Source organism: Desulfovibrio sp. Fe33, from assembly GCF_028532725.1.
Taxonomy (GTDB): domain Bacteria; phylum Desulfobacterota; class Desulfovibrionia; order Desulfovibrionales; family Desulfovibrionaceae; genus Pseudodesulfovibrio.
On the sequence record NZ_JAQKGU010000004.1, the window covers coordinates 1 to 23,726 of the forward strand.

General features: G+C 60.5%; 19 protein-coding genes and 1 CRISPR repeat array. Of the genes, 2 read left to right on the plus strand and 17 right to left on the minus strand.

Features of this window, described 5'->3' with window-relative positions; all coding sequences use genetic code 11:
* From PSN43_RS06990 to cas3, 9 genes are all read right to left on the minus strand, one after another.
* Positions 1-1,037 (minus strand): immunoglobulin-like domain-containing protein (locus tag PSN43_RS06990; RefSeq protein WP_272700013.1); only part of this gene is annotated, 1,037 nt, incomplete at its 3' end.
* A 652-nt stretch (positions 1,038-1,689) separates the two neighbouring features.
* Positions 1,690-4,770: direct repeats of the CRISPR family, unit length 29 nt; unit sequence CGGTTCATCCCCACGCACGTGGGGAACAC.
* 87 nt (positions 4,771-4,857) lie between these two features.
* A complete protein-coding gene (gene cas2e, locus PSN43_RS06995; protein WP_272700014.1) occupies positions 4,858-5,154 on the minus strand; it encodes a type I-E CRISPR-associated endoribonuclease Cas2e in 297 nt (98 codons plus the stop codon).
* The gene (gene cas1e / locus PSN43_RS07000) at positions 5,129-6,040 is read right to left on the minus strand and encodes a type I-E CRISPR-associated endonuclease Cas1e (protein ID WP_272700015.1); all 912 of its coding nucleotides are present in this window, start codon (positions 6,038-6,040) and stop codon (positions 5,129-5,131) included. Before cas1e ends, cas2e begins: the two co-directional genes overlap by 26 nt.
* A complete protein-coding gene (gene cas6e, locus PSN43_RS07005; protein WP_272700016.1) occupies positions 6,040-6,690 on the minus strand; it encodes a type I-E CRISPR-associated protein Cas6/Cse3/CasE in 651 nt (216 codons plus the stop codon). The genes cas1e and cas6e overlap by 1 nt, the downstream gene beginning before the upstream one ends.
* Positions 6,683-7,453 carry a type I-E CRISPR-associated protein Cas5/CasD gene (gene cas5e / locus PSN43_RS07010; RefSeq protein WP_272700017.1) on the minus strand — a complete coding sequence of 257 codons (771 nt, stop codon included), beginning with the start codon at positions 7,451-7,453 and terminating at the stop codon, positions 6,683-6,685. Before cas5e ends, cas6e begins: the two co-directional genes overlap by 8 nt.
* Positions 7,454-7,456: 3 nt before the next feature.
* Positions 7,457-8,572: a type I-E CRISPR-associated protein Cas7/Cse4/CasC gene (cas7e, locus tag PSN43_RS07015; protein WP_272700018.1), complete on the minus strand. Its 1,116-nt coding sequence runs from the start codon at positions 8,570-8,572 to the stop codon at positions 7,457-7,459.
* Between the two features lie 11 nt (positions 8,573-8,583).
* A complete protein-coding gene (gene casB, locus PSN43_RS07020) occupies positions 8,584-9,084 on the minus strand; it encodes a type I-E CRISPR-associated protein Cse2/CasB (protein ID WP_272700019.1) in 501 nt (166 codons plus the stop codon).
* Positions 9,081-10,652: a type I-E CRISPR-associated protein Cse1/CasA gene (casA, locus tag PSN43_RS07025; protein WP_272700020.1), complete on the minus strand. Its 1,572-nt coding sequence runs from the start codon at positions 10,650-10,652 to the stop codon at positions 9,081-9,083. The genes casB and casA overlap by 4 nt, the downstream gene beginning before the upstream one ends.
* Before the next feature lie 135 nt (positions 10,653-10,787).
* Entirely contained in the window at positions 10,788-13,421 is a 2,634-nt protein-coding gene (gene cas3, locus PSN43_RS07030; protein WP_272700021.1) for a CRISPR-associated helicase Cas3', read from the minus strand.
* A 37-nt stretch (positions 13,422-13,458) separates the two neighbouring features.
* Between cas3 and PSN43_RS07035 the strand changes: the two genes are divergently transcribed.
* Positions 13,459-14,064, plus strand: a complete 606-nt coding sequence (locus PSN43_RS07035) for a hypothetical protein (RefSeq protein WP_272700022.1) — start codon at positions 13,459-13,461, stop codon at positions 14,062-14,064.
* Between the two features lie 225 nt (positions 14,065-14,289).
* Here PSN43_RS07035 and PSN43_RS07040 read toward each other — a convergent pair whose 3' ends face one another.
* The 7 genes from PSN43_RS07040 to PSN43_RS07070 are packed head-to-tail and all read right to left on the minus strand — an operon-like array spanning position 14,290 to position 20,046.
* Positions 14,290-15,672 (minus strand): hypothetical protein, encoded by a 1,383-nt coding sequence (locus PSN43_RS07040; RefSeq protein ID WP_272700023.1) that lies wholly within the window; start codon positions 15,670-15,672, stop codon positions 14,290-14,292.
* 14 nt (positions 15,673-15,686) lie between these two features.
* Positions 15,687-16,433: an outer membrane lipoprotein-sorting protein gene (locus PSN43_RS07045; RefSeq protein WP_272700024.1), complete on the minus strand. Its 747-nt coding sequence runs from the start codon at positions 16,431-16,433 to the stop codon at positions 15,687-15,689.
* Between the two features lie 19 nt (positions 16,434-16,452).
* Positions 16,453-17,706, minus strand: coding sequence for an ABC transporter permease (locus tag PSN43_RS07050; protein WP_272700025.1), 1,254 nt, complete (start codon positions 17,704-17,706; stop codon positions 16,453-16,455).
* Positions 17,699-18,409: an ABC transporter ATP-binding protein gene (locus PSN43_RS07055; RefSeq protein ID WP_272700026.1), complete on the minus strand. Its 711-nt coding sequence runs from the start codon at positions 18,407-18,409 to the stop codon at positions 17,699-17,701. The genes PSN43_RS07050 and PSN43_RS07055 overlap by 8 nt, the downstream gene beginning before the upstream one ends.
* A gap of 47 nt (positions 18,410-18,456) precedes the next feature.
* Positions 18,457-18,954, minus strand: a complete 498-nt coding sequence (locus PSN43_RS07060; protein WP_272700027.1) for a Spy/CpxP family protein refolding chaperone — start codon at positions 18,952-18,954, stop codon at positions 18,457-18,459.
* A 2-nt stretch (positions 18,955-18,956) separates the two neighbouring features.
* A complete protein-coding gene (locus tag PSN43_RS07065) occupies positions 18,957-19,598 on the minus strand; it encodes an anti-sigma factor family protein (RefSeq protein WP_336314026.1) in 642 nt (213 codons plus the stop codon).
* Positions 19,498-20,046 carry an RNA polymerase sigma factor gene (locus PSN43_RS07070; protein WP_272700029.1) on the minus strand — a complete coding sequence of 183 codons (549 nt, stop codon included), beginning with the start codon at positions 20,044-20,046 and terminating at the stop codon, positions 19,498-19,500. The genes PSN43_RS07065 and PSN43_RS07070 overlap by 101 nt, the downstream gene beginning before the upstream one ends.
* Positions 20,047-21,129: 1,083 nt before the next feature.
* Here PSN43_RS07070 and PSN43_RS07075 point away from each other — a divergent pair.
* On the plus strand, positions 21,130-22,089 hold the full coding sequence (locus tag PSN43_RS07075) for an integrase domain-containing protein (RefSeq protein WP_272700030.1): 960 nt from the start codon (positions 21,130-21,132) through the stop codon (positions 22,087-22,089).
* A gap of 153 nt (positions 22,090-22,242) precedes the next feature.
* Here the strand turns inward: PSN43_RS07075 and PSN43_RS07080 are convergent, their stop codons facing one another.
* Positions 22,243-23,709: a site-specific integrase gene (locus tag PSN43_RS07080; protein ID WP_272700031.1), complete on the minus strand. Its 1,467-nt coding sequence runs from the start codon at positions 23,707-23,709 to the stop codon at positions 22,243-22,245.
* Positions 23,710-23,726: the final 17 nt, after the last annotated feature.

Below are 23,726 nucleotides of genomic sequence, written 5' to 3' on the forward strand. Positions count from 1 at the left end.
GTGGCCGTGTCGTCGGTGTTCAGATTCTCGTAGTTGCCGCCGGTCGCGGAATCGATGCCGACGGTAAAGGAGCCGCCGTCCACGTAGGGATCGTCGCCCTGGACCGCGAAGGTGGCGCTGCCGGTGGTGGTGCCGGCCGCGATGGTCACGGTCTCGCCGTTGCTCAGGTTCAGGGTGAGGTCGGTCTGCGGGGCGTTGTCCACCGTGGCGGTGATGGTGGCGTTGCCGCCCTCGTCCACGGAGACGTCGCCGAGGGTCACGGTGGTGGTGTCCACGGTGTCGCTGACAGTGACCGTGGCCGTGTCGGAGATATCCAGATCAGAATAATTGCCGCCCGTGTAGCCGGAGATGGAAAGCTCATATTGTTCGGCGTCAATGTATGGGTCGTCACCCTGGACGGCGAATGTCACGCTGCCGATGGTCGCGCCCGCGGGGATTGTGATTGTCTCGCCGTTGTCCAGGGTCAGGGTCAGGTCGGACTGCGGAGCGTTGGTCACGGAGGCGGTGATGGTGACGGAGCCGCCTTCGGCCACCGTCACATCGCCGATGGTGACCTTGCCGGAAATCTGTGTGGCCTCGAGACCTATGTTGGTATTCTCCTCCGTGAAGGCGGCCTTGTCGTAGGCGTCACCCTGGCCGCCTAAGGCAGTCAGGCCGTCAAACAGGTTCCCAGCGTCGTCGCTGTAGGTACCCGCCCCGGAACCGGAGGCGGCGGCGTCTGCGGCAGTCTCCATGTCTTCGGCGGTCTGGTCCATGTTTTCAAAAGCGAAAAGGTAGACATCGCCAGCTACTACCTCGCCGCTGACCGTAGCGAAGGAGGGGAGCGAGTTGCTTTCGGCCAGCGCCTGGTAGTTTTCGAGGACAATGGTGCCCCCGTTTTCGACAGCGATTTCGAGATTGCCATCCTTGCCGACGAATTCGGCGGAGGAGAGATCAAAGTCGAACTGGATCGGAAACTCCGACGTGAGCGTGTATCTTTGCATCTCGCCGGCGCCGGGAAGGGATATATGAAGGGCGCGGGTTGTTTGGTCAGCCATGGTTTCCTCCGATACTAAAGTATGAAATTGGAAATAATTCCTGTTGTACTATTAGATATCAAATGTATAGCCATGCGCATGCTTTAAGTCAATGCTGAAAAAAATTATTATATCAGTATGATACGGTGTGGATAAAGGTATTCTTCGGTCGATTTGTCCATAAATTTCGTGACCTGCTTAATTCGTGGATAAATGGTAAATATGACTGATTATGATAAGTTATTAACAGATGGCTGTGTATAAGTTTTAATGGCTGTACCTGTTTTCCTCATGCGCGTCGGCGATATTTAGGACCTTAACTTCTTGAAATAAAATATAAAAAGTTTAGTTATCGTTGCCATCGAACTAAATGGGTATTTATTGGGGAGAAATCTTTTCGATTTTCGGACCACAAAAGACGCTCCGTAACTCCGGCACTTAAGGGATAGCCCGAACTGGTCTGACGCTGATGATATAACATTTTGTGTTTATTAGATAAAAAATGTTTAAAATCTTGCCGAGTCGTTTGGCGAACGGGTTGATCCCGGGTCCTGCGAGGTGATTCAGATATAATATTGTAATAGACAAGGTGGGCGGGAACCGGTCGTGGTGAATAATTCCCAGTTTGCGAAAATTACCCATGGAGAGCTGTCGAGGTGCCGAGCTTTATTGTTTGTTCATCCCCACGCACGTGGGGAACACCTGTTTTTGAGGCCTGGGAGACTCTATGCGGCCGGTTCATCCCCACGCACGTGGGGAACACGATGGACGGGTAGGATACAGGGCCACGCTGCTCGGTTCATCCCCACGCACGTGGGGAACACATCAGGTAAGTTCCGTCCGTGCCGCCCACGGCCGGTTCATCCCCACGCACGTGGGGAACACCGGGAAAACAATTGTTCTCGATGAACGTAGACAGGTTCATCCCCACGCACGTGGGGAACACCTCTCGACGTCTTTCAGGTCCAGTTGCCGGAGCGGTTCATCCCCACGCACGTGGGGAACACGATTCAATTTCCGAATAAGTAACCATCAGATTCGGTTCATCCCCACGCACGTGGGGAACACGTCACCCAGGCCAGCCTGGGCAAGCCCTGCTATGGTTCATCCCCACGCACGTGGGGAACACGGCCCAAGGCAAGGCGCACGTGCACATGCGCTCGGTTCATCCCCACGCACGTGGGGAACACACGCCGACCAGATGGGTAGTCGGTTTTCGTCGCGGTTCATCCCCACGCACGTGGGGAACACGGGCACGACATGGTGATCACATGCGAAAGCTCCGGTTCATCCCCACGCACGTGGGGAACACGAGTCGAAGGTGCGGAAAAATCGCTCAACGATCGGTTCATCCCCACGCACGTGGGGAACACGATTCCAGGAGCAGCTTGCCGTTGCTCGTGTTCGGTTCATCCCCACGCACGTGGGGAACACCCAACATAGGTGAACATTCCTTGCTGGCGTCCCGGTTCATCCCCACGCACGTGGGGAACACCGCAGGCATCCCCTCGATTAATTCCGACGCCACGGTTCATCCCCACGCACGTGGGGAACACCTACGAATGGCACCACGACAAGCCCGCCCGCTACGGTTCATCCCCACGCACGTGGGGAACACCCGATCTTGGGAATATCCCGCAATTATTACCACGGTTCATCCCCACGCACGTGGGGAACACGGCTCGCCGGTGAACTCGCAGAAGGGCCACGACGGTTCATCCCCACGCACGTGGGGAACACCTGGAAAGCCTCGGTGGGGTTCGCGGGGTATTCGGTTCATCCCCACGCACGTGGGGAACACGCCCCGTTCCTGTCGGCGCGACGTGTCAGGTGCGGTTCATCCCCACGCACGTGGGGAACACGCTGACGTCTACAAATCCCACGGCTATACCCGCGGTTCATCCCCACGCACGTGGGGAACACCCAACCGGGATTTCCAAATTCCCCGCCTGGTACGGTTCATCCCCACGCACGTGGGGAACACGCACCATTCCTTTACTCAACTACTATATTCCCCGGTTCATCCCCACGCACGTGGGGAACACATCTCCTCAACTCTCAACGTCTTTTTGGACGCCGGTTCATCCCCACGCACGTGGGGAACACACAAGGCGTGTGTGCTGGCGGCGACCGGCGTGCGGTTCATCCCCACGCACGTGGGGAACACGAGGCCAGGGCGACAAGTAGCCACATGTGCCGCGGTTCATCCCCACGCACGTGGGGAACACCCCCCCCTCCCCTCCAAAGGGAATCAAACCAATCGGTTCATCCCCACGCACGTGGGGAACACTTGCCGCAAATCTGGCAACGGGGAAGCTCGTTCGGTTCATCCCCACGCACGTGGGGAACACGGATCAATCCGCTTGGGACATGATCGCGTCCCCGGTTCATCCCCACGCACGTGGGGAACACGGCCTGTCTCGGGATGTGCTGATGCGGGACCTCGGTTCATCCCCACGCACGTGGGGAACACGCTCACAACGGCGGTAAATTTGACTATCATTTCGGTTCATCCCCACGCACGTGGGGAACACTGACCCGGTGGAGTTTCGTCGGGTCGTGTTTTCGGTTCATCCCCACGCACGTGGGGAACACGAGATTCGTGGCCCCGGACTGATGCGCGGTTGCGGTTCATCCCCACGCACGTGGGGAACACTACTGCCACAACCCCGGCGCGAACCCGGTCACCGGTTCATCCCCACGCACGTGGGGAACACCATGCACGTCAAGTTCCTGACCGACGAAATGGCGGTTCATCCCCACGCACGTGGGGAACACGGTTTTGCGGGTGTCGGGATGTATTGGACCATCGGTTCATCCCCACGCACGTGGGGAACACTTCATGGCCGGGATCAGCAGATCGAGCCCTGCCGGTTCATCCCCACGCACGTGGGGAACACTACGCCATCACCGGCCGCCAGCCCGTAGGATCCGGTTCATCCCCACGCACGTGGGGAACACCAATGGCCGCAGACGGAATAGACGAAGTGGTCCGGTTCATCCCCACGCACGTGGGGAACACCCCCCGTTCCGCCGCGAGGTTCGGGGCGTGACCGGTTCATCCCCACGCACGTGGGGAACACAGGTGCGCCGTGGGTAGCGTGATTCCCTTCGACGGTTCATCCCCACGCACGTGGGGAACACCTACCGGCACCACGGCGACAGATATTATAGCTCGGTTCATCCCCACGCACGTGGGGAACACCATTGAACTTTTTGCCCCCCCCAATTGATTATCGGTTCATCCCCACGCACGTGGGGAACACGCTTTGGCTATGCCTTCGGTCCATTCATGTTCCGGTTCATCCCCACGCACGTGGGGAACACTATCAGGTCTCTGCCGTCAGCGACGGCTACGTCGGTTCATCCCCACGCACGTGGGGAACACTCGTCAATCTCCGAGAAGTAGTCTTCAAGGGACGGTTCATCCCCACGCACGTGGGGAACACTTCATCCCTTCCGGCTGAACAGGGAAGCCAGACGGTTCATCCCCACGCACGTGGGGAACACACAGCCAGAGACGCCAACGATTGGGTGGCGGCCGGTTCATCCCCACGCACGTGGGGAACACCTTTCAAATTCACGGATGGGCGCGGACACCTGCGGTTCATCCCCACGCACGTGGGGAACACCTCACCAAGGGATTGCTCGCCAGTGCTTCAACCGGTTCATCCCCACGCACGTGGGGAACACGACTCAAGCGAAAAGTCACGGAAGAATGTTGCCGGTTCATCCCCACGCACGTGGGGAACACTCTAACGAAAAGCAGGCGGAACCATTGACGGAAATTGTCGACAGGAAAAATGCCGAATATTTTGCCGTTTTATGGTTCGGTTCTTGCTTACTCCTTTTCCGACAGCGGCAGGAAGCTTACCAGCGTCATTCCGTCGAAGTCCACGGGAATGCGCCGGTTGACGCCTGTCGTGGCAAAGGAAAATCCCTGTTCCTCGGGGCTTTGCCAAGCCATTACGCCGTTGCCTTCCTCCACGCCGCCCTCCACCGTGGACCAGATCATCTCCCGTGTGCGTGCCGAAAGGTCCCCGACATACACGCCGGCACGGATTTCCAGCATCCAGACCGCCAGGCGGCCGCGAAGGCGCGGCGGTACGTTTTCAACCACGATGACCGTCATCGCCATGGCCGCGTTCCTCCTCAAAAGCCGGACCCGCCGCTTCGGGAGCGGGTTCGGGCATGGGCTTGCCGCCCGCCGAAAGGACGTCCTCAATTAGCGGAATGATGCGTTTGAGCACCCGTTTCCTGCGGAACATGTCCCGGCAGGCTTGACGCGTCTCCCGTTCCGGTTCCGACGGATTCTTCGCCGCCACGGAAAAGGCGGCGGGCACCACGGTTTCGAATTTGATCAAATCCGCCACATCGTAGACGAATGAACGAGGCTTGCCCGTATGCAGGAATCCGATGGCCGGAGCGTATCCAGCCGCCAGGATGGCCGCCTCACTGATGCCGTACAGGCACGAGGTGGCCGCGCTGAGGCACTGGTTGGGAACGTCGCCGCTCGAAAACGCGCGCGGGTCGTAGTTACGCCCGGACCAGGACACGTGATAGAGCTTCGCCAACTGCGCGTACATGGCGCGCACGCGGGCGCCCTCCATGCCGCGAAGTTGGTCCACGCTGCGTCCGGCAGGGACGTCGCCGTCGAAACGCAGGGCGTACATCCGCCGGACCACGTTCAGCCGCGCCGTGTCGTCGAGCGCCAACGAAGCCTGCCAGAGCAGTTTATCGCTCCTGGCCCCGCCCGGCTGACCGACGGCATACAGCCGCACTCCCGCCTCTCCCACCCAGACGAGCAGGGTGCCGGAGCGGGCGGCCAACACCACCGCCGCATGGGACACGCGGATGCCGGGTTCGAGCAGGATGCAGCATACGCCGCCGACCGGCACATGCACCCGAACCCCTTCCGCATCCACCAGCACGAAGGAGCCGTCCAGCACGTCCAGTCGGCCCTTTTCCAGAAAGACCATGCTGGACCGCTCCTTCAGCGGCAATGGCGACAGCTTCGGCAGCATCAGGCCCGCCTGACCATGAGCAGCCCGAATCCGAGTCCCTTGGCACATCCCACGCCTTGGAAAAGGGCCTGCCGCAGCCGCTCGGGACCTGTGACCGAGGCAAATCCGCGCACGTCGATGCGCGACAGCACCATGGGTTTAGTCCCGCCCCGTTTGCCGAACCGGGCCTGGTCGTAGGCCTCGGCCATGACCGAGTCCGGATCAAGCGAAACCCCCAGGCGCTCCTGCCGTTTTTCCAGCCATTGCAGGGCGACGCGTTGGGCGATCTCCGAGCGCGGCGGCAGGGGGGCTCCTTCGCGCATCAGCCGTTTGCGTTCGTCCTGCACCATGTCCACCCGGACCTGGCGGCCCCGCTCGTCGCCCGGGATCGGCTCGCGCCGCTTCACCACGGGATTGAGCCGCAGGGAGAACAGCACCCGCTCGCCTTCCGCGAGCTGCGGCGCATAGGGCTTCACCTCCAGGCGGCGGACGAACTTCCGTCGTTGCGGCTCCCGCTCGGATACCGCCAGGAACGTGTCGCGGCCGAGCTGCCGGTACAGGAAGTCGCGCCGCCGATCCGCCGCGTCCGAAAAAAGACGCCAGAGGAGCTGGTGCGCCTCGTATACGCCGAGCCGGGCGGATGCAGCCATGTCCAGCTCTATCTTACTCATGAACATGATCGGCCTCCTGTTCCTCCGGAAGGAGAAAATGGCACTCGCGTCGAAGGGCGAACTGCCGTTTCGCGGCGTTGCTCAGCACGTCGCGCACCGAGTAGCGTGTTGTGCGTTCCTCCACGCCTTCGATGCCGTGTCCTTCGTCGGACCAGACCGGTCGGTCGGTCGGCCTGGCGAAGCCTCGGCCTGCGGCGCATGTTTTGCCGTGCTGGGCGTCGTAGAGGGCAAGGGCCGCTGCCGCGTCCCGCGCCGAAATCACCTCGGGCAGCAACGGGAATCCGGGCGGGCAGGATTTGCGGCCCAGGTAGAGGGTCAGCCGGGGATGGCGCAGCGCTTCCCGCATGGCAGCGAGGCCGTATCCGGCATCGCCCTCCAGCCAGACGCAGACCGTGAAGGCGGCTCCGGCCAGATACTCCCGTTCGGACAGGATGGTGGATAGCTGTTGCGGCGTCACCTTGGTCAGCAGTTCGTCCCGGCGGGTGTAGTACGTCACCTTTTTCTGGTTCGGCGGCGTCTGCACGGTATGGTAGTCGATCATCCGTTCTCCGGAATCATCCGCACGCGCGGCGAGGCGCACCGCGCCGTGCAACGCCTCGAGGGCGGCGGTCCGGTCGCGCCGTATGCCGAGGGCGGCGGCCAGCAGGCCCGCCACGCCGGAGCGGCCCGGATGCCCGGCCGTGGCCCGCACCTCGCCCACGGCCGAGGACGCGCCCCAGCTTTGCAGGGGACCCCGCAGAGTGAATACGAGATAGTCCTGCATGGGTTACTCCGCGATGAACCCGCACAGTTCGGGGAGCGTGGCCCGGCCGTGGCCGTACACGCAGGCATCGGCCGTTTCGCCGAGCATGGTGTCGAAGCTGTCGCGTTTGGTTTCGAGCGCCGCAATCGCATCGGCAAGCGGATCAGCGCCATCCATGGGCTTCAAAAAGGCCTCGGCCAGCGTGCGGGGGTGGGTGTCGCCTTTTTCCGCCAGGCAGTAGGAAGCCACGGCCCGCGAGGCGAAGCTGTTTTGCTTGCCCGAGGGGCTGACGGTGACCACGGCCCGCGTCAGGGCTTCAAGCGCCCGGTTGCAGAGCGCCGCATCGCCGCCCAGATTTTCCTTCAGCAATTCGCGGTCGATGCAGACATACAGATAGAACACCCCCGCGCCGAATTCGGCCACGCCCATGTGCCCGGCTCCGGCATCGTCCTTGTTCAGGTCGTCCACGGCGGTGAAGAAGTCGTCCTCCACCACGCCCTTGTGTACGGTCATGGCGTGCGCCACCTGTACGGCGGCCTCCACATTGAATTCGGGGCGGCTGGCCAACATACGGCCGAACATGGCGACATCCACGGCATTGCCTTCGCCGCGCAGCAGGTCGAGGTTTTCCGCTTCGGGGACCTTGCCGGTTTCACGGCAGTCCTCCACCAGGGCGGCCACGGCGGCAAGCTCCACGGGGTTCACGTGAGCCATCTGCTCGGTCTCCAGCGAATCGAGGAATGCCTTTTCGTTGAACTCGTCCTGCTTGGCCTTGTATTGCGCCTTGTTCTTGGCGAAGGCCCCGGCGATGGCCCGGGCTATTTCCTCTGCGGCGTTCTTCTTGACGGTCGTGCGGTCACCGGTTGCCCCGGCATCCAGCATGGCCTCGTGGAAGGTTACGCCGTTGACCAGGGCGAAGTAGACGTATTTGCCGATTTCCTTGGTGCGGGTGCCGAAGTTGTCGGCCAGTCCGCCGGAAATGTATTCCGACGTGCGCCATGCGCGCTTGAGACTCTGGGAGGAGACCCGCAGCCGCTGGCAGTTGCCCATTTTCACGGTCTTGGGGCGGCCGAGGTCGTCGCGGTTCAGGTTGCTGGCGGGGTAGGTGGTCAGGACGTGCAGTTGAAGAAAACGGGACATGATATTGCTCCTTATGCCTTGGGTCGGTTGGGGTAGTATTCCGTGGCCCATTGCATCCGGGCCGCGTCGTTCCAGTGGCGGGTATCGCGGATCAGTCCGCCGAGGCTGGCCTTGCCGTCGCACATGCGCACGAAGCGGACCAGCACGCCGTACAATTCGTCGTATTCGTCGTCGCCCACGGCCAGCAGCTTGCGGAAGCGCACGTCGCGCATGTCCGGGCTGCCCTTGCCCTCGCGGGCAAAGACCGCGGCGAAATGGCCCTTGCAGAGCGTCCGGGCGTTGGCCAACACCCCGGCGGCCAGGGCCAGCCGTTCCAGATCGGGCTCGCTCAGCTTGAATTTCGCCAGCTTTTTGGCCAGCCCGTTGCGATACGCCGGGGAGACATACGCCTCGGTGCGGCTCCTGGCCCGGCGCAGCTCCGCCCGCTGGCCGCGGTCATTTTCCAGCGAATGCCACCATGCTTCGACGGTTTTCGAGAAACCATCGTCCTTGAGAGCGTCGGTAAGCGTCATTGGATCTCCTTTTGCGGGTGCATTTCCATGTCCCGCAATTTCTTGATGGTAAAGGCGATCAGTTGCGAACGCGCATCCACGTAACGCTTCATGCGTTCGGGCGGGATGCCGATCCGTCCGGCGGCGTCTTCGAAGAGTGTCTTCGCCGCCCTGAGCAGACGGCCGCCCCAGGCCAGGCGGAGGGCGTCGCGTTCGGCGAGGTCCTCGTCGTTGTCCGGCAACGCGGCCAGTTTGGCTGCGCATTCGTAGAACGCCGCTTCGGTTTCGCTCCAAAATCGGTTGCCCGTATTCTTGAATAGGTCGCTGTCGATCTTGGCCTGGTTCTTACCAGCCTCGTTGACCAGGGCGTCCTTGAGCGTCCCCACCAGGATGCGCCGCACCTGGTCCGCTGCCGTGACCATGTTGTTGACGTCCCGGCTGAAGGCCGCTGTGTCCCCCTCCACGGGAATGATCGGGAACAGGTGTTCGCACCATTCCCGGGCCTTGGCGTTGTCCATGTCGTAGCCTGCCACGTTAACTTTCCGGCTTTGCCTTCGGGCGTTGCGCACGCATCGGGCGGGCCGCATGAACCGCTTGCCGTCCGGTTCGCCGTAGACCACGCCGAGCCAGTTGCCGTAGGCCTCGATATTGCTTCTCCCCTTGATGGAGAGAGGGGGCTTGCCCTCCTCGATGGTGTAGGGCGTCAACGGATGCACCCATTCGGGCCCGTAATTGTAGCCGTTGGGACGGGACAGGAATTCCCGCACCGCTACCGGGTGCGTCCTGCCGCATATGTCGCAGGGGGCCGTGGCGTCGGTCTCGCGAAGAACGATGCGCCTCGGCATTCCCCAGAAGGCGTGCAGCGGGTGCATGTCATCCGGGTGGACCTGCTCGTTCTTGTCGCTGGTGCGGGTGGGCGACATCCAGGGATAGACGCGTGTTTTGAGCTCGTCGTCCCCGGGCGCGGCCTTGAAGTTCGGCTCCCCTTTGGACGGGGAGACGTTCAACCATAGGCTTTCCCAGAGGGTTTTCCCGACGGCCAGGGTGGAAAGCGGTCCGCCGCCGCGCATGGAAGTGCGGTTGCCGCGGCCTCCGGACGGCGCAAAGGCCTGTAGGGTATGCAATGCCGCCGCCGCACAGGCCGGGCAGAGCGTCTTCAACTGTCCGCGCTTAATGAAGAGGTCCTTGTTCTCCCGCAGGGTGATGGCGCCGGGTTGCTCGATGAGCAGCGCGCCCACCCCGTTGCGGACCGGCTTGTCCGCATCGGACATGGTCAGGTCCTGCATGAACCGGGGGCGTTCGCCGAAGAGGTTGAAGTAGGGGGCATGGGCCGTGAAGGCCGAGCGGAGCGTTTCCCGGTCCGGCGGGTTCTTCAGCAGCTCGTCGCGGGCCTTCATGCTTTCCGGCGCAAAGGCCGTTTGCAGCAACCCCACAAGAAACTCCATGAGCGCGGCCCGGAAATCCGGCCGTTGCGGATTCAAGGCCACGGGCGGGTCGTCGCCGACGATCTCCCACGGCCGAATCCATTCGGTCCGCCCGTCCCCGAAGATGGCGGGCAGCCAGGGTTCGTTCATCAAATTATATTCCATAGCCTTCTCCAAGTTATATACAAAATACGATACCGTACGAGAAAATAATCCCGACAGCCAGTGCTTTTTACAAAGGTTGTCGGGAGATGTGATATTTTAAGGATTCTTCATCCGTGAATTGGGCTGATTCTTTTTTCAGTCAACCTCCAGCCCGGTTCTCGCTGCATAGCGGAACCGCACGGTCCGGCCCAGGCCGTCCGTGCCGCTGCCGGTCCAGACGCCGGGCGCGGTTTCCAGGAGCGGCAGGCAAATGCACCATTTCCCCTTGTCCGGCATGGCGGCCATCAGTTCGGCCACGGCGGTTTCGCAGGATGCCGGGATGTCGGCTTCCGCCAGCTTCCGCAAGGGGATGCGGACTTCGGAGCGTACGCAGGTGTCCATGGCCGGACCGTGGCTGTCGTCGTGCCAGAGGCGCACGCCGTTCGCATCCACCCGAAGCAGCCGCACGCCGCGCGCCGGTTCGCCCAGGCGGGTAGGGGCCGTGAGGTCGTCACCCCAGGGAGAATCGCCGACCGCGTAGCCTTCCGGGAACTTGAGCATTCCGAAGTGGGCGACGGACGCATCGGCCCTTTCCTTGGCATAGGCCGACATCTCCGCATCATCCAGGGAGCCCGGCGCGACCGCCGCGCCGTCCGCGTAGGCGCCTTCCACCAGTTCCCGAGCATCGCGCGGCAGGACGATGGCACCCTTGCCGCACAGGAGCCGGGCCGTTCGCCAGAGCACGGCGGGACGCGGATACACATACTGTCCCTTGTCGAACAGGCGCGCGTACCAATCCGGCCCGGCGTCGTTCGAGGGCTCGGGCATGAGCACCGGCATGACGGCGGACGCATACCCCGCCGGGCGCGGGCGGGTATGCCGGTGGCAGCGGCCCGCGCGCTGGATCAGCAGTTCCATCGGTGCGAGATCGCTGAGCAGAAGGTCGAAATCGAGATCCAGGGATTGTTCCACGACCTGCGAGGCAAGCAGGATTTTTCCGGCCCGCTGTTCCGGTCCGCTTTCCTTACCGAATCGTTCCAGGACGCCGCGCTCGATGGCCGCCCGGTCTCCGCCAGTGAATCGGGCGTGGAACACTGTCACGTCGTCTTCGGGGATACCCCGCTCCTCCGTCAGCAGCCGGGCCGCCTCCAGCACGTCGGCCACGGTGTTGCGTATCCAGCAGGCGCAGGCCCCGGCCGTCCGCGCTGCACACAGCGCGTCGAGCATCCCGGATACCGCATTCACCGGCCGCACGGCCACATTCAGCGAACGGCGCGTCGTCACGGGCCGGGCCTCGCCGCCCTCGTCCGTCACCCGCGTCAGGAGCGGGAAGGGAGCGTCTTCGGCTTCCGGGGGACAGGCGAGGGGCGGCGTCTGCTTGCCCGCCAGGGCGCGGCCTTCCCGCCATGCTGCGATCAGCCGTTCGCGCAATTTCGCGGTCATCGTGGCCGAAAGCAGCACCGCGCTGCCGCCGAGGGCCGCATGGAATCGCAAAAGATTCGCCAGCAATTCCCCGGTATAGACGTCAAAGGAATGGACTTCGTCCGCCACCAGCACAGAACGGCACAGGCCGAGCAGCCGCAGGGACTGGTGTTTGGAGCCGAGCACGCCGAGGAGCGCCTGATCGATGGTCCCGACGCCGCAGGGGGCCAGGAGCGCCTTCTTGCGGCTGTCCGCCAGCCAGTGCGAACATACGGCCCGGCCGTCGTCCGCATCACCATTCCGGCCGATGCTCGCGAGGTATTCGTCGTTCAAGAATGCGCCGCCGTGCGCAAGCGCCAGGGATACGTTTCCGTCCCGGAACAGAGTGCCGTAGGCCTCGGCCAGGCGGCCGTACATGGCGTTGGCCGTGGCCATGGTGGGCAGCGCAGCATACAATCCCGCGGCAAGCCCGGCGCTCATGCTGCGGCGGGCGGCCAGCAATGCGGCCTCGGTCTTGCCTCCGCCGGTCAGGTCCTCGACTATCAGCATCTCCGGTCCCGCCGGAGCGGGCAGGTCGAGCACGGCCTGTTGCATCGGCGTCGGCAGGCATCCCCGCAGATGGGGGAGCAGCTCGGCAAAGCCGTCCTTGTCGCCCGGCGCGGCTTCCGCCAGTCCGAGAGCGGCCACGGCCTCGGCGGCCCGGTCCCGCGCTTGCGGCCAATAGGCCCCGACGCCTTTCCATTTGGCGTTCGCCGCGAACCAATGCTCGTTGGAGCCGACCCAGTCGGCCAGAACGAACAGCCCGGCCGCGAACCACGACAACGGTTGGAAGGCGTCTTCTTCACACGCCGCGCATTCGGGGCAGGGGACAGTCAGGAAAGTGGCCGCCATCTCGCGGATGAACTCCGCAACATCGGGCATGACGTATCCGTACGACGGGCCGAGGTCCATGGGGGTGTCCCGCGGCGCTCCATGGTGGCACAGCGCGGCCGTCAGCAGCGGTTGCAGGGCATACGGGTCCGGCAAGTCGAGAAAATCCTCGGGCTGGAGCTGTTCCCAGAACGCAAGCCCATATTCCGTATGATGGTGCGCATATGCGCCGCGGACGTGGCCCAGGGATTCGCCCAACGGTCTTACCAGGCGTTGGAATCCGGGGTGGAATTTGCCGATGTCGTGGCAGGCGGCGAGGAACAGCAACAGCGAGCGGGTGTAAGCGGAGGGCAGGGGCGACAGTGCGTCCGCGCGGGCCTGCCAGGACGTGTTCGTTTCCAGTAGGCGTTCGGTTACGGCGGCCGCGTCCAGGCAGTGGTGCGCGAGGTGGTGCCACCGTCCATCTGTGAAACTTTTTCCCCAATAATTGTACTGCATCGTTATTGATATGCGATTATAATAAGATAGTCGATAGATGCGGCAAGGCAAAAGGGAAAAAGTGAATACGGTGCAGCTTTTCGAGGTGTGTGACCGTATTCCGGTCTTGCCGGATGATATGCGGAAGAAAAATGTTTTTTCCCGCAAGGCCGGTTCGGGGAGCGAGTGTCAGAGAAATGGGGCTTTCCCGGCGGAGGGCGATTCCGGTTGCCTCGCCCTGGCGATCCTGTGGCCAAATTCAGCCGAAAAGGAGACGATTGCGCAAGGCGTGAAAGATACAGAAAAAGGGACCCATATATTTGACTCCCCGCTTTCGCGGCAGAACGCTGCGGAGCAGGGAAAGCCCGCGCCGAAGGCGCATACTGGGGATGCAAGGGTGCGAACCCTTGCCCGCCGGAGGCGAAATCATCCGACTATCGCCGCAAAGCGGCATTCAACGCCTGATTTAACTCTTCAGGGAGTTAGAGGAACAATTCCAACGAAAAAGGGTCGCAACCTTGTCGGTCGCGACCCTTGTACTAGCATGGTGCCGAAGAGAAGACTCGGAAGTCCTGATTCTTCGGCTGTGCGGCAATGTGTTGATTTTATGAATCTATTTTGTTTCAGCGTGTCCTTCGTATTTGTCCTTGACCTACCACTTTGACCCAGCTTCAGCAACTGGTGGTGGGCAGGGTCAGTTATAGAGGTTGGTAACGGAGTGAAAGGCCGTAAACAATCAACCGGAAGGTCGCTTACCTATGTTATTCCAATGGGTTGAAACGCTATATTCACAACAAAACACATAGTTGCCGCTGAAAAAGACCCTTGGGTGACACGCAGAATCTGCCGGGGAGAGGAACGAATGCTGGCCCAGTCGTCGGTTTTCAGTTCAGAAGTAGTACACGCACCGAAGTTCGCCCCTGGCTGCGTTGAGCTTGTTGCCGAACTCGGTGTCGGAGCCTCCGATCGGCAGGATGAGCCGGGGCCTCAACTCGAAGTTGGACGTGAGCATGTAGGATGCTTCGGGGTTGAAGGAGAGGCTTCCATCCCCGAGGTTCATGATCACGGTCGCTGTCGTGTTCAGGTAGAGGATATTGAAAGGTTCTTTTTGGGACACGCGGAAATACAGATAGTCCTGTCCGACGCTGCTCTGGTTGTAATAGGACGATACCTGTTTGCTTTTATTCAGGTCGGCGGTGTTCCCCGTGGCCTGATACGTGTCGTACGCCGTGTGGACATAGTCGTAGTAGGTTTCCAGTTGCGAAGCGGTGTACCCCTCTCCGTTGTGGTAATATTCTAGGAGATAGGTCGTTTCGGCCTCGGTCAGGTAGCGCGCGCCAAGAAGAAAGCTCCAGGCGTCGTATTCGTCGACGCTGCGGGTTCCGTCATCGTGGAGCACCGTTTTCTCGTAGCCCAACCGGACCGCCGTTTCGCCGTGGATGGCAAAATTGTCGGTGAGATTCATGGCAAAATCGAAACCGAGGGACGTATCGTAATAGTCTCCGGCCATGGCCATGACGTCCATGTCCACGTCGGCAATCAGGAAGTAGAGCTTCCCCCCGTAGAGAACGCTTGTATCCGATGCCAACCCCGTGTTCACCCGCTCCCATACGGGAACGACCACCGGCGTGAATGCCAACGTCTGCAACGGTCCATCGAAGCTGAAAATGGCGTCGGCGACGCCCATGACGTAGCCTTCTCGGGTCTGGTCCGGGTCATCCACGTCCTTGGGGCGGCTGGCGAAGCTCACGGGATTCCATGCATATCCCTTGCCCCATTTGAGGACCTTTTTCCCTGTTTCAAGCGTGAATCTCGGGTCCGGTCTCCAGGCGGCAACCCCTTCCTCAAGCATGATATCCCCCGCCCAGTGCTGGTCGTTCTTGAAAAAACGTTCCGACGGTTCATCCGGCTCACTGGAGGCCGACAGGGGCAACTGACTCCACTCGACGTCGGCACGTGGACGGGCATAGAATCCGAACTTCTCGTATTTCATGGATATTTCTGGCTTGATCTGGAGCAACAGGTCCGCTTGGAGTTCATCCTGCCGGGAGTTGTAGAAGCGTTCCTCGTAGACCGCAGAGTCCCTGTTCAGGAGCCGTTCGTACATTCGGAATTCGGCCTGGCCCCAGAACTCGAAGTGCTTTTCCTCCGCCGTAGGAATGTCGAAGTCCGCATCATACAGGGGCTCATCCTGGGCAAGGGCCGAAGCCGAGGCAACCAGGATAAGCGCCATGCAGAAGAACAGTCCGAGCTGGACGCCGGCTTTCGTCATTCCCTTTCCCGCAATCACTGACGGAGGGTTTCTATCCGCGGCAGGTAGTTGAGGGTGAAGACTTCATCCGAAAAGTCCCTGGCCTTCATCCGGGCGAAAATCATCACCGAGAGGTACCCCTTGTGAAGCGGGCTGTCCGTCTCGACAATGGCCGGACGGATGAATCCGTCGCCGAAGTCTGTCATTTTCTTGAAATGCAGTGTCTTGATGAGCATTCCGGACGCCGCGAGACACTTGATTTCCGTCGGGACCAGTTGGTCCTTCGCCACCAGCATCTCCAGCCTGTCATAGGCCACGTCGTTGGTCTTCGCCTTGAGGCGGAGAACGTAGGCGTCGCCGCTTTCTTCCATGGACTCCGGCGCATATTCGACGCTGTAGTCGAGCCGCATGATGTCGGCGTTATTGAAGATGCCGCCCGTTACCGATTGCAGGCTGGTTATCCTGACCGGCTTGGCCACGCTCGGAATGTGGAGCCACATGTTGTCGCCCAGGCGCAGGGTCGCACGGCCCTTTTCGCTGGAAGGCTTCAGGAAGACGGAGGCCACCATGTCCTGCCCTTTCTTGATGGTGTACAGGACGTATTCCCGCTTGCTCCCGTCCGGCTCGATGTTGATGAGCTTGCGGTAGGATTCGTAGCTGACCGGGGCAAGGTTGCGGTCCACTGCCAGCAGCACTTCCCCGGCATCCATGGCGAACACCTGGCCGCAGCCAAGGAGGAGGCTGAAGGCGACCAGGAAGAGAATATGTTTTACGTTATGCATCGCATTTGTCCTCATGGGGTTATACGTGGCCGAGCGCATCGACGGGTTCCATCCGGCTCGCCTTCCACGCGGGTTGCAGCGCGGCCAGGGCGGATGCCACCAGGACGATGGCCGACAGGAAGAGCATTTCGCCGGGGTTGATGTCCGGACGCACGATCAGGTTGTCCATTCGGCCGAAAGAGAATGCCACCCCGGCCGCCTTGAAGGCCAGCAGCCCGCCCACGCCCAGGATCAGGCCGAGTACTGTCCCCAGTATGCCAAGGAGCACGCCCTCGGCCACGAAAAGCGACATGATCGTTCCGGGGGACGTCCCCATGGCGGCAATGGTCCCGATTTCCCGCACGCGCTCGAAGACCGACATCAGCATCACGTTGAGCACGCTGATGAGGACGATGGCGACCATGACGATCTTCACCGTGACCAGCATCAGGTCGATCATGTTCGCGATATTGGAGAACGGCGACAGCTTTTCCCAGGTGTGCAGTTCGAAGGCGGGGTGGCCTTTCTTGTTCTTGAACCCTCCGAGGGCTGCCGTAAGCGACGCCGCGACGGGCTTTAGCTTGTTGAAGTCGGACACCCTGACCACGATTTCCGTAACTTCGCCCGGTTCGGTGCGGAGAAGGCTGCGGGCGTCTTCGATGTGCATGTAGGCGTCCTTGCCGCCCGGCCCCATGATGTCCTCGATGATTCCCGCGATCTGAAATTCCATGCCGTTGACCGAGCCGTCCTTGTTGGTGGCGACCAGCACCACGGAGTCGCCGGGCTTCATGCCTAGGCTCTTGGCCACCTTTTCGGGGACGATAACCTGGCCCTTCTTGAGCAGGTCCTGGCCTGGGCCGGGGGCTCCCTGCTTCATCCTGCCCACCAAGGACGTGCAGACGGCCGTTTCCCGTTTCGGGTCGATGGCCGAAAGTCTGACGTTGGTGCTTTCCATGTAGTTGCTGAGGACCGCACCGAGCTTCAGCCTCGGTGCATACGCCTCCACGCCGGGAGTGGCATCGAGGGTTTCCGCAATTTTTTTGTATCCCTGCCCCTTCATGTTCAGATTGAGGGGCATGGTGTCGATGGACGAAAAGTAGCCCTTGCGGTGGATCTGCAGGTGGCCGATGCTCGAATCCGTGATGATGCCGATCATCATGGACTTGAACGATCCGGCGAGGCCCGAGAACATCACAACCATGCACACGCCGATGACGATGAGCAGCGAGGTGAGGGCGGTGCGCCGTTTGTATCGCGCCAGATTGCGCAGGGCGATCTTGAATATGTTAAGCATGGTCGTTGCCTCCCTGGGCAAGCGGGTCCCCGTTCAGCAGTCTGCCGTCCTCTATGCCGTGCACCACATCGGCGTGTTCGACGATTCGCGGGTCATGGGTGGAGAAGACGAATGTGGTCCCGTAGGTGTCCCGCATTTTTTTCATCAGATCGATGATCTTGTGGGCCGTGTCATGGTCGAGGTTGGCGGTTGGCTCATCCGCCAGCACAACCTCCGGGTTGGTCACCAGCGCCCGGGCCACGGCCACGCGCTGTTTCTGGCCGCCCGAAATCTGGTCCGGTCGCTTGTCCTTCTGGTCGGTCATGCCGACGGCCTCCAGTACGGCCATCACGCGTTCCCGCCGTTCGCTTGCGGGGGTCCGGGTTATCATGAGCAAGGGGTATTCGATGTTCTCGTACACGCTCAGGACCGGGATAAGATTGAATGACTGGAAGATGAAGCCGAGATGCTTACCGCGAAAATGGGCTGCTTCCTTTTTCCCCAGGGTATCCACCCTGGTGCCGGTCACCCGGACCTCTCCGGACGATGGCTTGTCCATGCAGCCGATGATGTTGAGCAGTGTGGTCTTGCCGCTTCCCGAAGGTCCCACGAACGTGACGAGTTTTCCCTTTTCGATGGAGACGGTGATTTGTTTCAAGGCTTCGGTTTCGACCTGCCCTGTCAGATATTTTTTCGAAATGCCGTCCAGTTCGATCAGCGACATGGTTTTCTCCTGTACGCATGGCCTAGGGGACATCCCCGGCCATGCCGTTAATTCCGTTTCGAGGCCCCTCCGGCCATCGCTCCAAACCCGGGCCTGCTGCCTCCATAATGCTGGATTGCTTCCAACAGTCCGGAAAACTGATCCGGCCGCAACACGGCCTTTTCGTGGAGCAGAAGACGAAGCACCTCGTCTTTCATTTCGCCCTGATTTACAGAGATCTTTTGCTGAATAGCCCGGATCGCCTTTTCGTCGGCAACGGGTTTGGCCAGCAACTCCAGCATCCGCTTTCTCAGTTGCATCGTTTCCCGGCGGATACGGTCCGCGTTGGTCTTGAAGGCCAGGGCATAGGGCTCCAGTTTTTTCCATTGTTCGGGAGTCACTCGCACGCCTTCATACCGCGCCGCAAAAAATCGGTCTCCTGAAGGGCGGGAAGCCTCCAACGGCGTCGAATTTTGCCCGGGGAAATACTGCATGCCCCAGAACAGGACAAAGGCGATGTTCAATCCCAGCGACAGGGCCAGCAACGACCGCTTCAGATAATGCATGGTTACAGCCTCCCCCCGCCGTCGAATCCGGCCAGCACCGCGGCCTCGATCGACCCGCCGGGAGCCGCACTCAGGGACGCGGAGACCGCATTCTCCGTCCGCATCATGGCCCGTTCAGAGATCGATCCGCCATGACTGTTCCACCCGAGCAGACCTCCCAGAAGCAGGCCGACAGTTAGGGCGGATGCCGTGGCTGTCATCCCCAGCCACCTGCGGGCAATCTCACGAAAGCGGCTCTGGCCCCGGGTATCGAAATATTCCCGTGAAGCTCGAGCCATGATCCGGAATTCCAGATCGCCCGGCATCGCCGGAGTGTCCAGGGCGGCAAGAGGTGCTTCCAATGCCTCCAGCTCGGCAAGGCGCGCGCGGCAGGCCGCGCACCCGTCGAGATGGCGTTGCATATTCCGTAGTTCCTGTTCGGGCAGTTCGCCGTCCAGGTAGGCGGAAAGACGTGTATGGCAATTTCGGCAATGCATGTTTGCTGACCTCGTTTTCATTAAACGACTCACGTAGGGAAAACCCCCGCCTTCGAACAAAAAAAGTTCAACGTGGCTCCAATTCCTTCCGCAGCGACTCCCTTCCCCGGGACAGCAACCGTTCGACGCCCTTGCGTGACGTTTCGAGCACGGCGGCCATTTCATCATAGCCGAGCCCTTCGTAATAACGGAGAACAACAGCCATGCGCTGTCTGGGGGGGAGGGCGTCCAACGCCCGGCGCACGCGGGCCGCGTCCTGGCTCGTCATCAACGCCTCCTCCTGTCCGGGGGATGGATCGGCCAATTCCGGATAGGCGTCCGACTGTCCTGGCTTCTTACTTTTGGCATGATCCAGACAGAGCCGGGATATGATGACGTGGAAATACGTCTTGAAACGAGCTGTACGGCGATAGCGGCCCGAAGCGGCAAGCAGCTTGATGAAGGCGGTCTGGACGATGTCCTCGGCCTCGTCCCCGGAGCCGAGGAAACGGCAGGCCACACCCCAGGCCCAGGACTGGTGCCGCCGGACCAGTTCGCCGAAGGCCTGTCGGTCCCCGTTTCCCGAGGCTTCCAACAGGGCCTCGTCCGGGAGTTGCGATTGCGATTGATCAGGCAACCCACCGTCTCCTGGTGTTGTTGAGGCTTGCCCGGAATGGTCCGAGCTCGGACAGCCCCCCCTGCTCCGCGGCAAACGAGATGCTATCCACGGCCTGTACTCCGTCGAACTGCTTGCTTGGATCTTCCATGCCTTCATTTCCCATCAGGCCCGGCCTCCCGCGTCAGATATCTGTTTCTATTTGACGACGGGGATTCCCCAATGGGGGAACCGTCTGTCGTCTTCGCAAGAAGTGAAAGAGGGCAGTATTAATATTGTTTTGTCAATCTAGCGCATTCGTACAAATTTCAAAAATCATTTTGCACATAAGAGATCGTACTGGGTGTTCGGACAGTTCGATGGAAAAAATAAAGTGGGCTTGGAATTAGCGATGGCACCCAATGCGCTCCCCATCCCTTGAGCCGGAGTCGAAACCGCCATCCCTCTCGCCGTCGCCTGCGCGGATGACGATGCAAGCAAAGTCGTCGGGGCCAGGCCGGACCGCGAAGCGTCCGCCCGGAGGGCTTGGCCTTGCCTTGACGGCTGCTTGCGTCACGCTCGCAGGGAAAACGGCGGGAGGTGAAGAATTCGTGCCGCCGGAGCTTGCGCGAAGGTTTTGCGGCGTCATATGGTAGGGCATATCCACCGGATAAATCGGTCACTAGAAGGAGGTAAAACGCACCCAAGGCGCGTTCATAAGTTTTGACGCAAGTCTAAACTGATGAACGCTTAAGTAGGCACTAACGTGCCGGAACACCAAACACTTCGCTGCCGTTCATTTCCAAACGGCACGCTTTCACATCCAAACGCCAGGCTGGAACACAGCACCCCCGCCGGACAAACGCCAGGTATCTATACACCTGCCGTTGTCGAAATTCCCCCACGGCCACCCCTTTATGCGCAGGACGAACGAGTCTGCGTGGTGGCACCCCCTATTAAATGGATTCTTGAATTTTCCTTCAGTGGGAAACGGGCATTGATTTGTCTCGTGTCGGTTGTTGTGTGGCGCATTCGCGCCATAGGCAGGTCATTTCCCGGCAAACGGGGAAGGTCCGACCTGCTTTGTCCCGGGGCGCTGCCCCGAACTTCAGGAAGGAGAATTCCATGACAAAATCCATCAGTCTGGTACTGGGCGCGAACAGGGCAACCCTGTCCGGTTCGCGCTCGAAGCAACACAGGGTCCGTCAGAATGCCCGAGCCTTTGCCAAACGGCTTCGCCGTGAAGGGTTCGGGGTTCGCAAATGGACCAATGTTACGAACAAGCACTTTTCGGCTGTTGCCCGGCAAATGCAGGAAGAAGGCAAGGGTGACGGGCGCATCGCCGAAATTTTTTCGGCGGCCCGTGACCTTTGCAAGGCCTACGGAAATACCGGCATCAGCCCGACCAATGACGTGTTCGACGTCCGGCGGGGCAGCATTGCCAACGCCAACAGCAAAGCGGTTGCCCCCGCCTTCGTGCAGGGGGCAATCGGCAAGCTGGAAAACGAGCATGGGTATGAATACGGTCCCCGGTGCGCCGCTCAGATCCGTCTGCAATGGGAACTGGGGTTGCGCCGGGAAGAATCGGCGAAGGTCGATTTGGTCAGCGATTGGGACAGGGAAGGGCGCAGCCTTATTGTCCAGTACGGGACGAAAGGGGGAAGGCCGAGGACGCTAACCAATCTGTCAGATAGGCAGCAGGATGCTCTTCAGCAGGCATTGCCATATGTCAGCCCTTCGGACAGGCCGGGGGTCCACACCCTTATGCCTGAAGGGATGGGCGACAAGTGGCAGGAAAAGCTGTCCTATGCGGCCAGGTTGTGCGGGTTCACCAAAAAGGAAAGCGGGTGGACTTTGCATAGCAATCGCCATGAAAGGTTCCACCGGATGTACGCCGAACACACCGGCTTTCAGCCGCCCAACCAGCACCCTTCAGTGGAAGTCTTTCAACAGGCTGCCTATGACGTGGCAGGGGATGAATGGCCCCGACTCGATGCCGAAGCCCGTGACGAAATCGAAGTGACAGCAGGACATTCCGCCGGGCGGCGTGACGTGTCCGATGCCTACCTTGGCAGCAGTCAGTGACAAGACCCCGCTTCGGCGGGGTTTTCCTTTTGGGCGTGAGGTTCCATGGGGGAGATAAATCGCCTAGGCGATTTATCTCCCCCATGGAACCGTCCTTTCCTCCCGTCGGCTTGGGGCCGACGGAAGGGAAGGACTATCGCCAAATGAGGGTCACTACTTGGGAACGTATTTCGATTTTTCCAGATGAGACAGGTCCACCCCGTAGTCGAGGTGAGCTATGACCTCCTCGAAGCACATGGAGGCCGGGAAACGCCCCCCATATCTTTCGGCGGACATCTTCTTGAGCTTGTGGCCAAAGGTCTGTTCGAACGGGTCGCCTTGCATTTTCTTTTGCTTGAAGAAGTTGGAGAACGTGTGCCGCAAGCTATGAAAATCCTTGACCCCTTCGGCTTCCTCCAGATCGATAGATCTCTTGAATTCACCGAACCTTTCGCCGAGTTTGTGGCCGTAGTTCGTGTTGATCTTGACGAGTTCGGGGAAGACTCGAAGGTGTCCCATTTCGGCCTGTTGTCGAGCGAATTCGGGGAAACGCAGTGTTTCAACGAGGAAAGGATGAAGCGGGAGGAGCCGCTTGGCGCTTGGGTTTTTCAGCTTCTTGTTGGCGAACCCATGAACATTCTTTTCCTTGTTGACATCCAAGACCCACACCCCTTCCTCCTGTCGGACATCTTCAACGTGGAGTTGGCATACCTCCTCACGCCGTGCGCCCGTGAAAAGGGAAAGAATAGGGCACCAGAAGTCGGACGGGTGCAGGAATGTGTCGTCGACATATTGAGGAGCGTTGAAGATGTTTTCCAAGTCTTTGGTCGTGTACGGGGATCGGTGTTCCGTTTCCGGCTTTTCTTCTTTGATTTTCAGACGGTGAGCGGGGTTGGTGGGAATAAGCTGCTCATCCTCGCACCACGTCAAAAATGATGAGATATTGGTCAGGTTGTTATTCACGGTGCTGACGGCAACGGTATTGTCGGGTTCAAGGGCGACCATTTCTTGGATGGTCTTGCCCTTGAATCGTTTGCTATTCCGAAATCGGGGGAGCTGGAGCAGGGTATCCCGTACATAGCGCACTGCCTGTCGGTCCACTTCATCCACCGGAATGTCCCCGAGGATGTCGGTCAGGCTGTTGAGCGTGGATAGGATGTCCTTGGCACTGCCCTCGCTCCAGCGCTTGGCGGCGATCCTGTCCGCCTTGTAGCGTTCCAGGGCTTCGGAAAGCAGGATTTGGGGCTTGGGTTCCTGTGTCGGCTGCGGAGCGACTGATTCGGGCGGCAGAATGGATTTTTCAAAGGTGTAATCGCCTTCGGCACGGTGGCTGATGATGCGATAGTAGGCGATAAGGGTTTTGATGAATTCGTGCGCGAACTCATCGGACAGGGGGAGCGAGTCAGGTGGGCCGAAAGCCCCGTCTTCAGCCGCCATGATCGTGTATTTCCGCATGGTGGCGTAGTCTTTGGACACCATCAGGGCCTTGAGTGTTTCGATAATCCTTTCGGTATCTCCCGGCACGTATTGCGTGTGGGGGCTGGGCGGTGTGAGCTTTTTGATGGCAATGTGTTCATTTTCTTTCAGGAAACGCTTGAGCCAGTCGTTCATGAAGACTTTTATCTGGTCGAAATCATCCATGGGGAGTTCACCGTTCC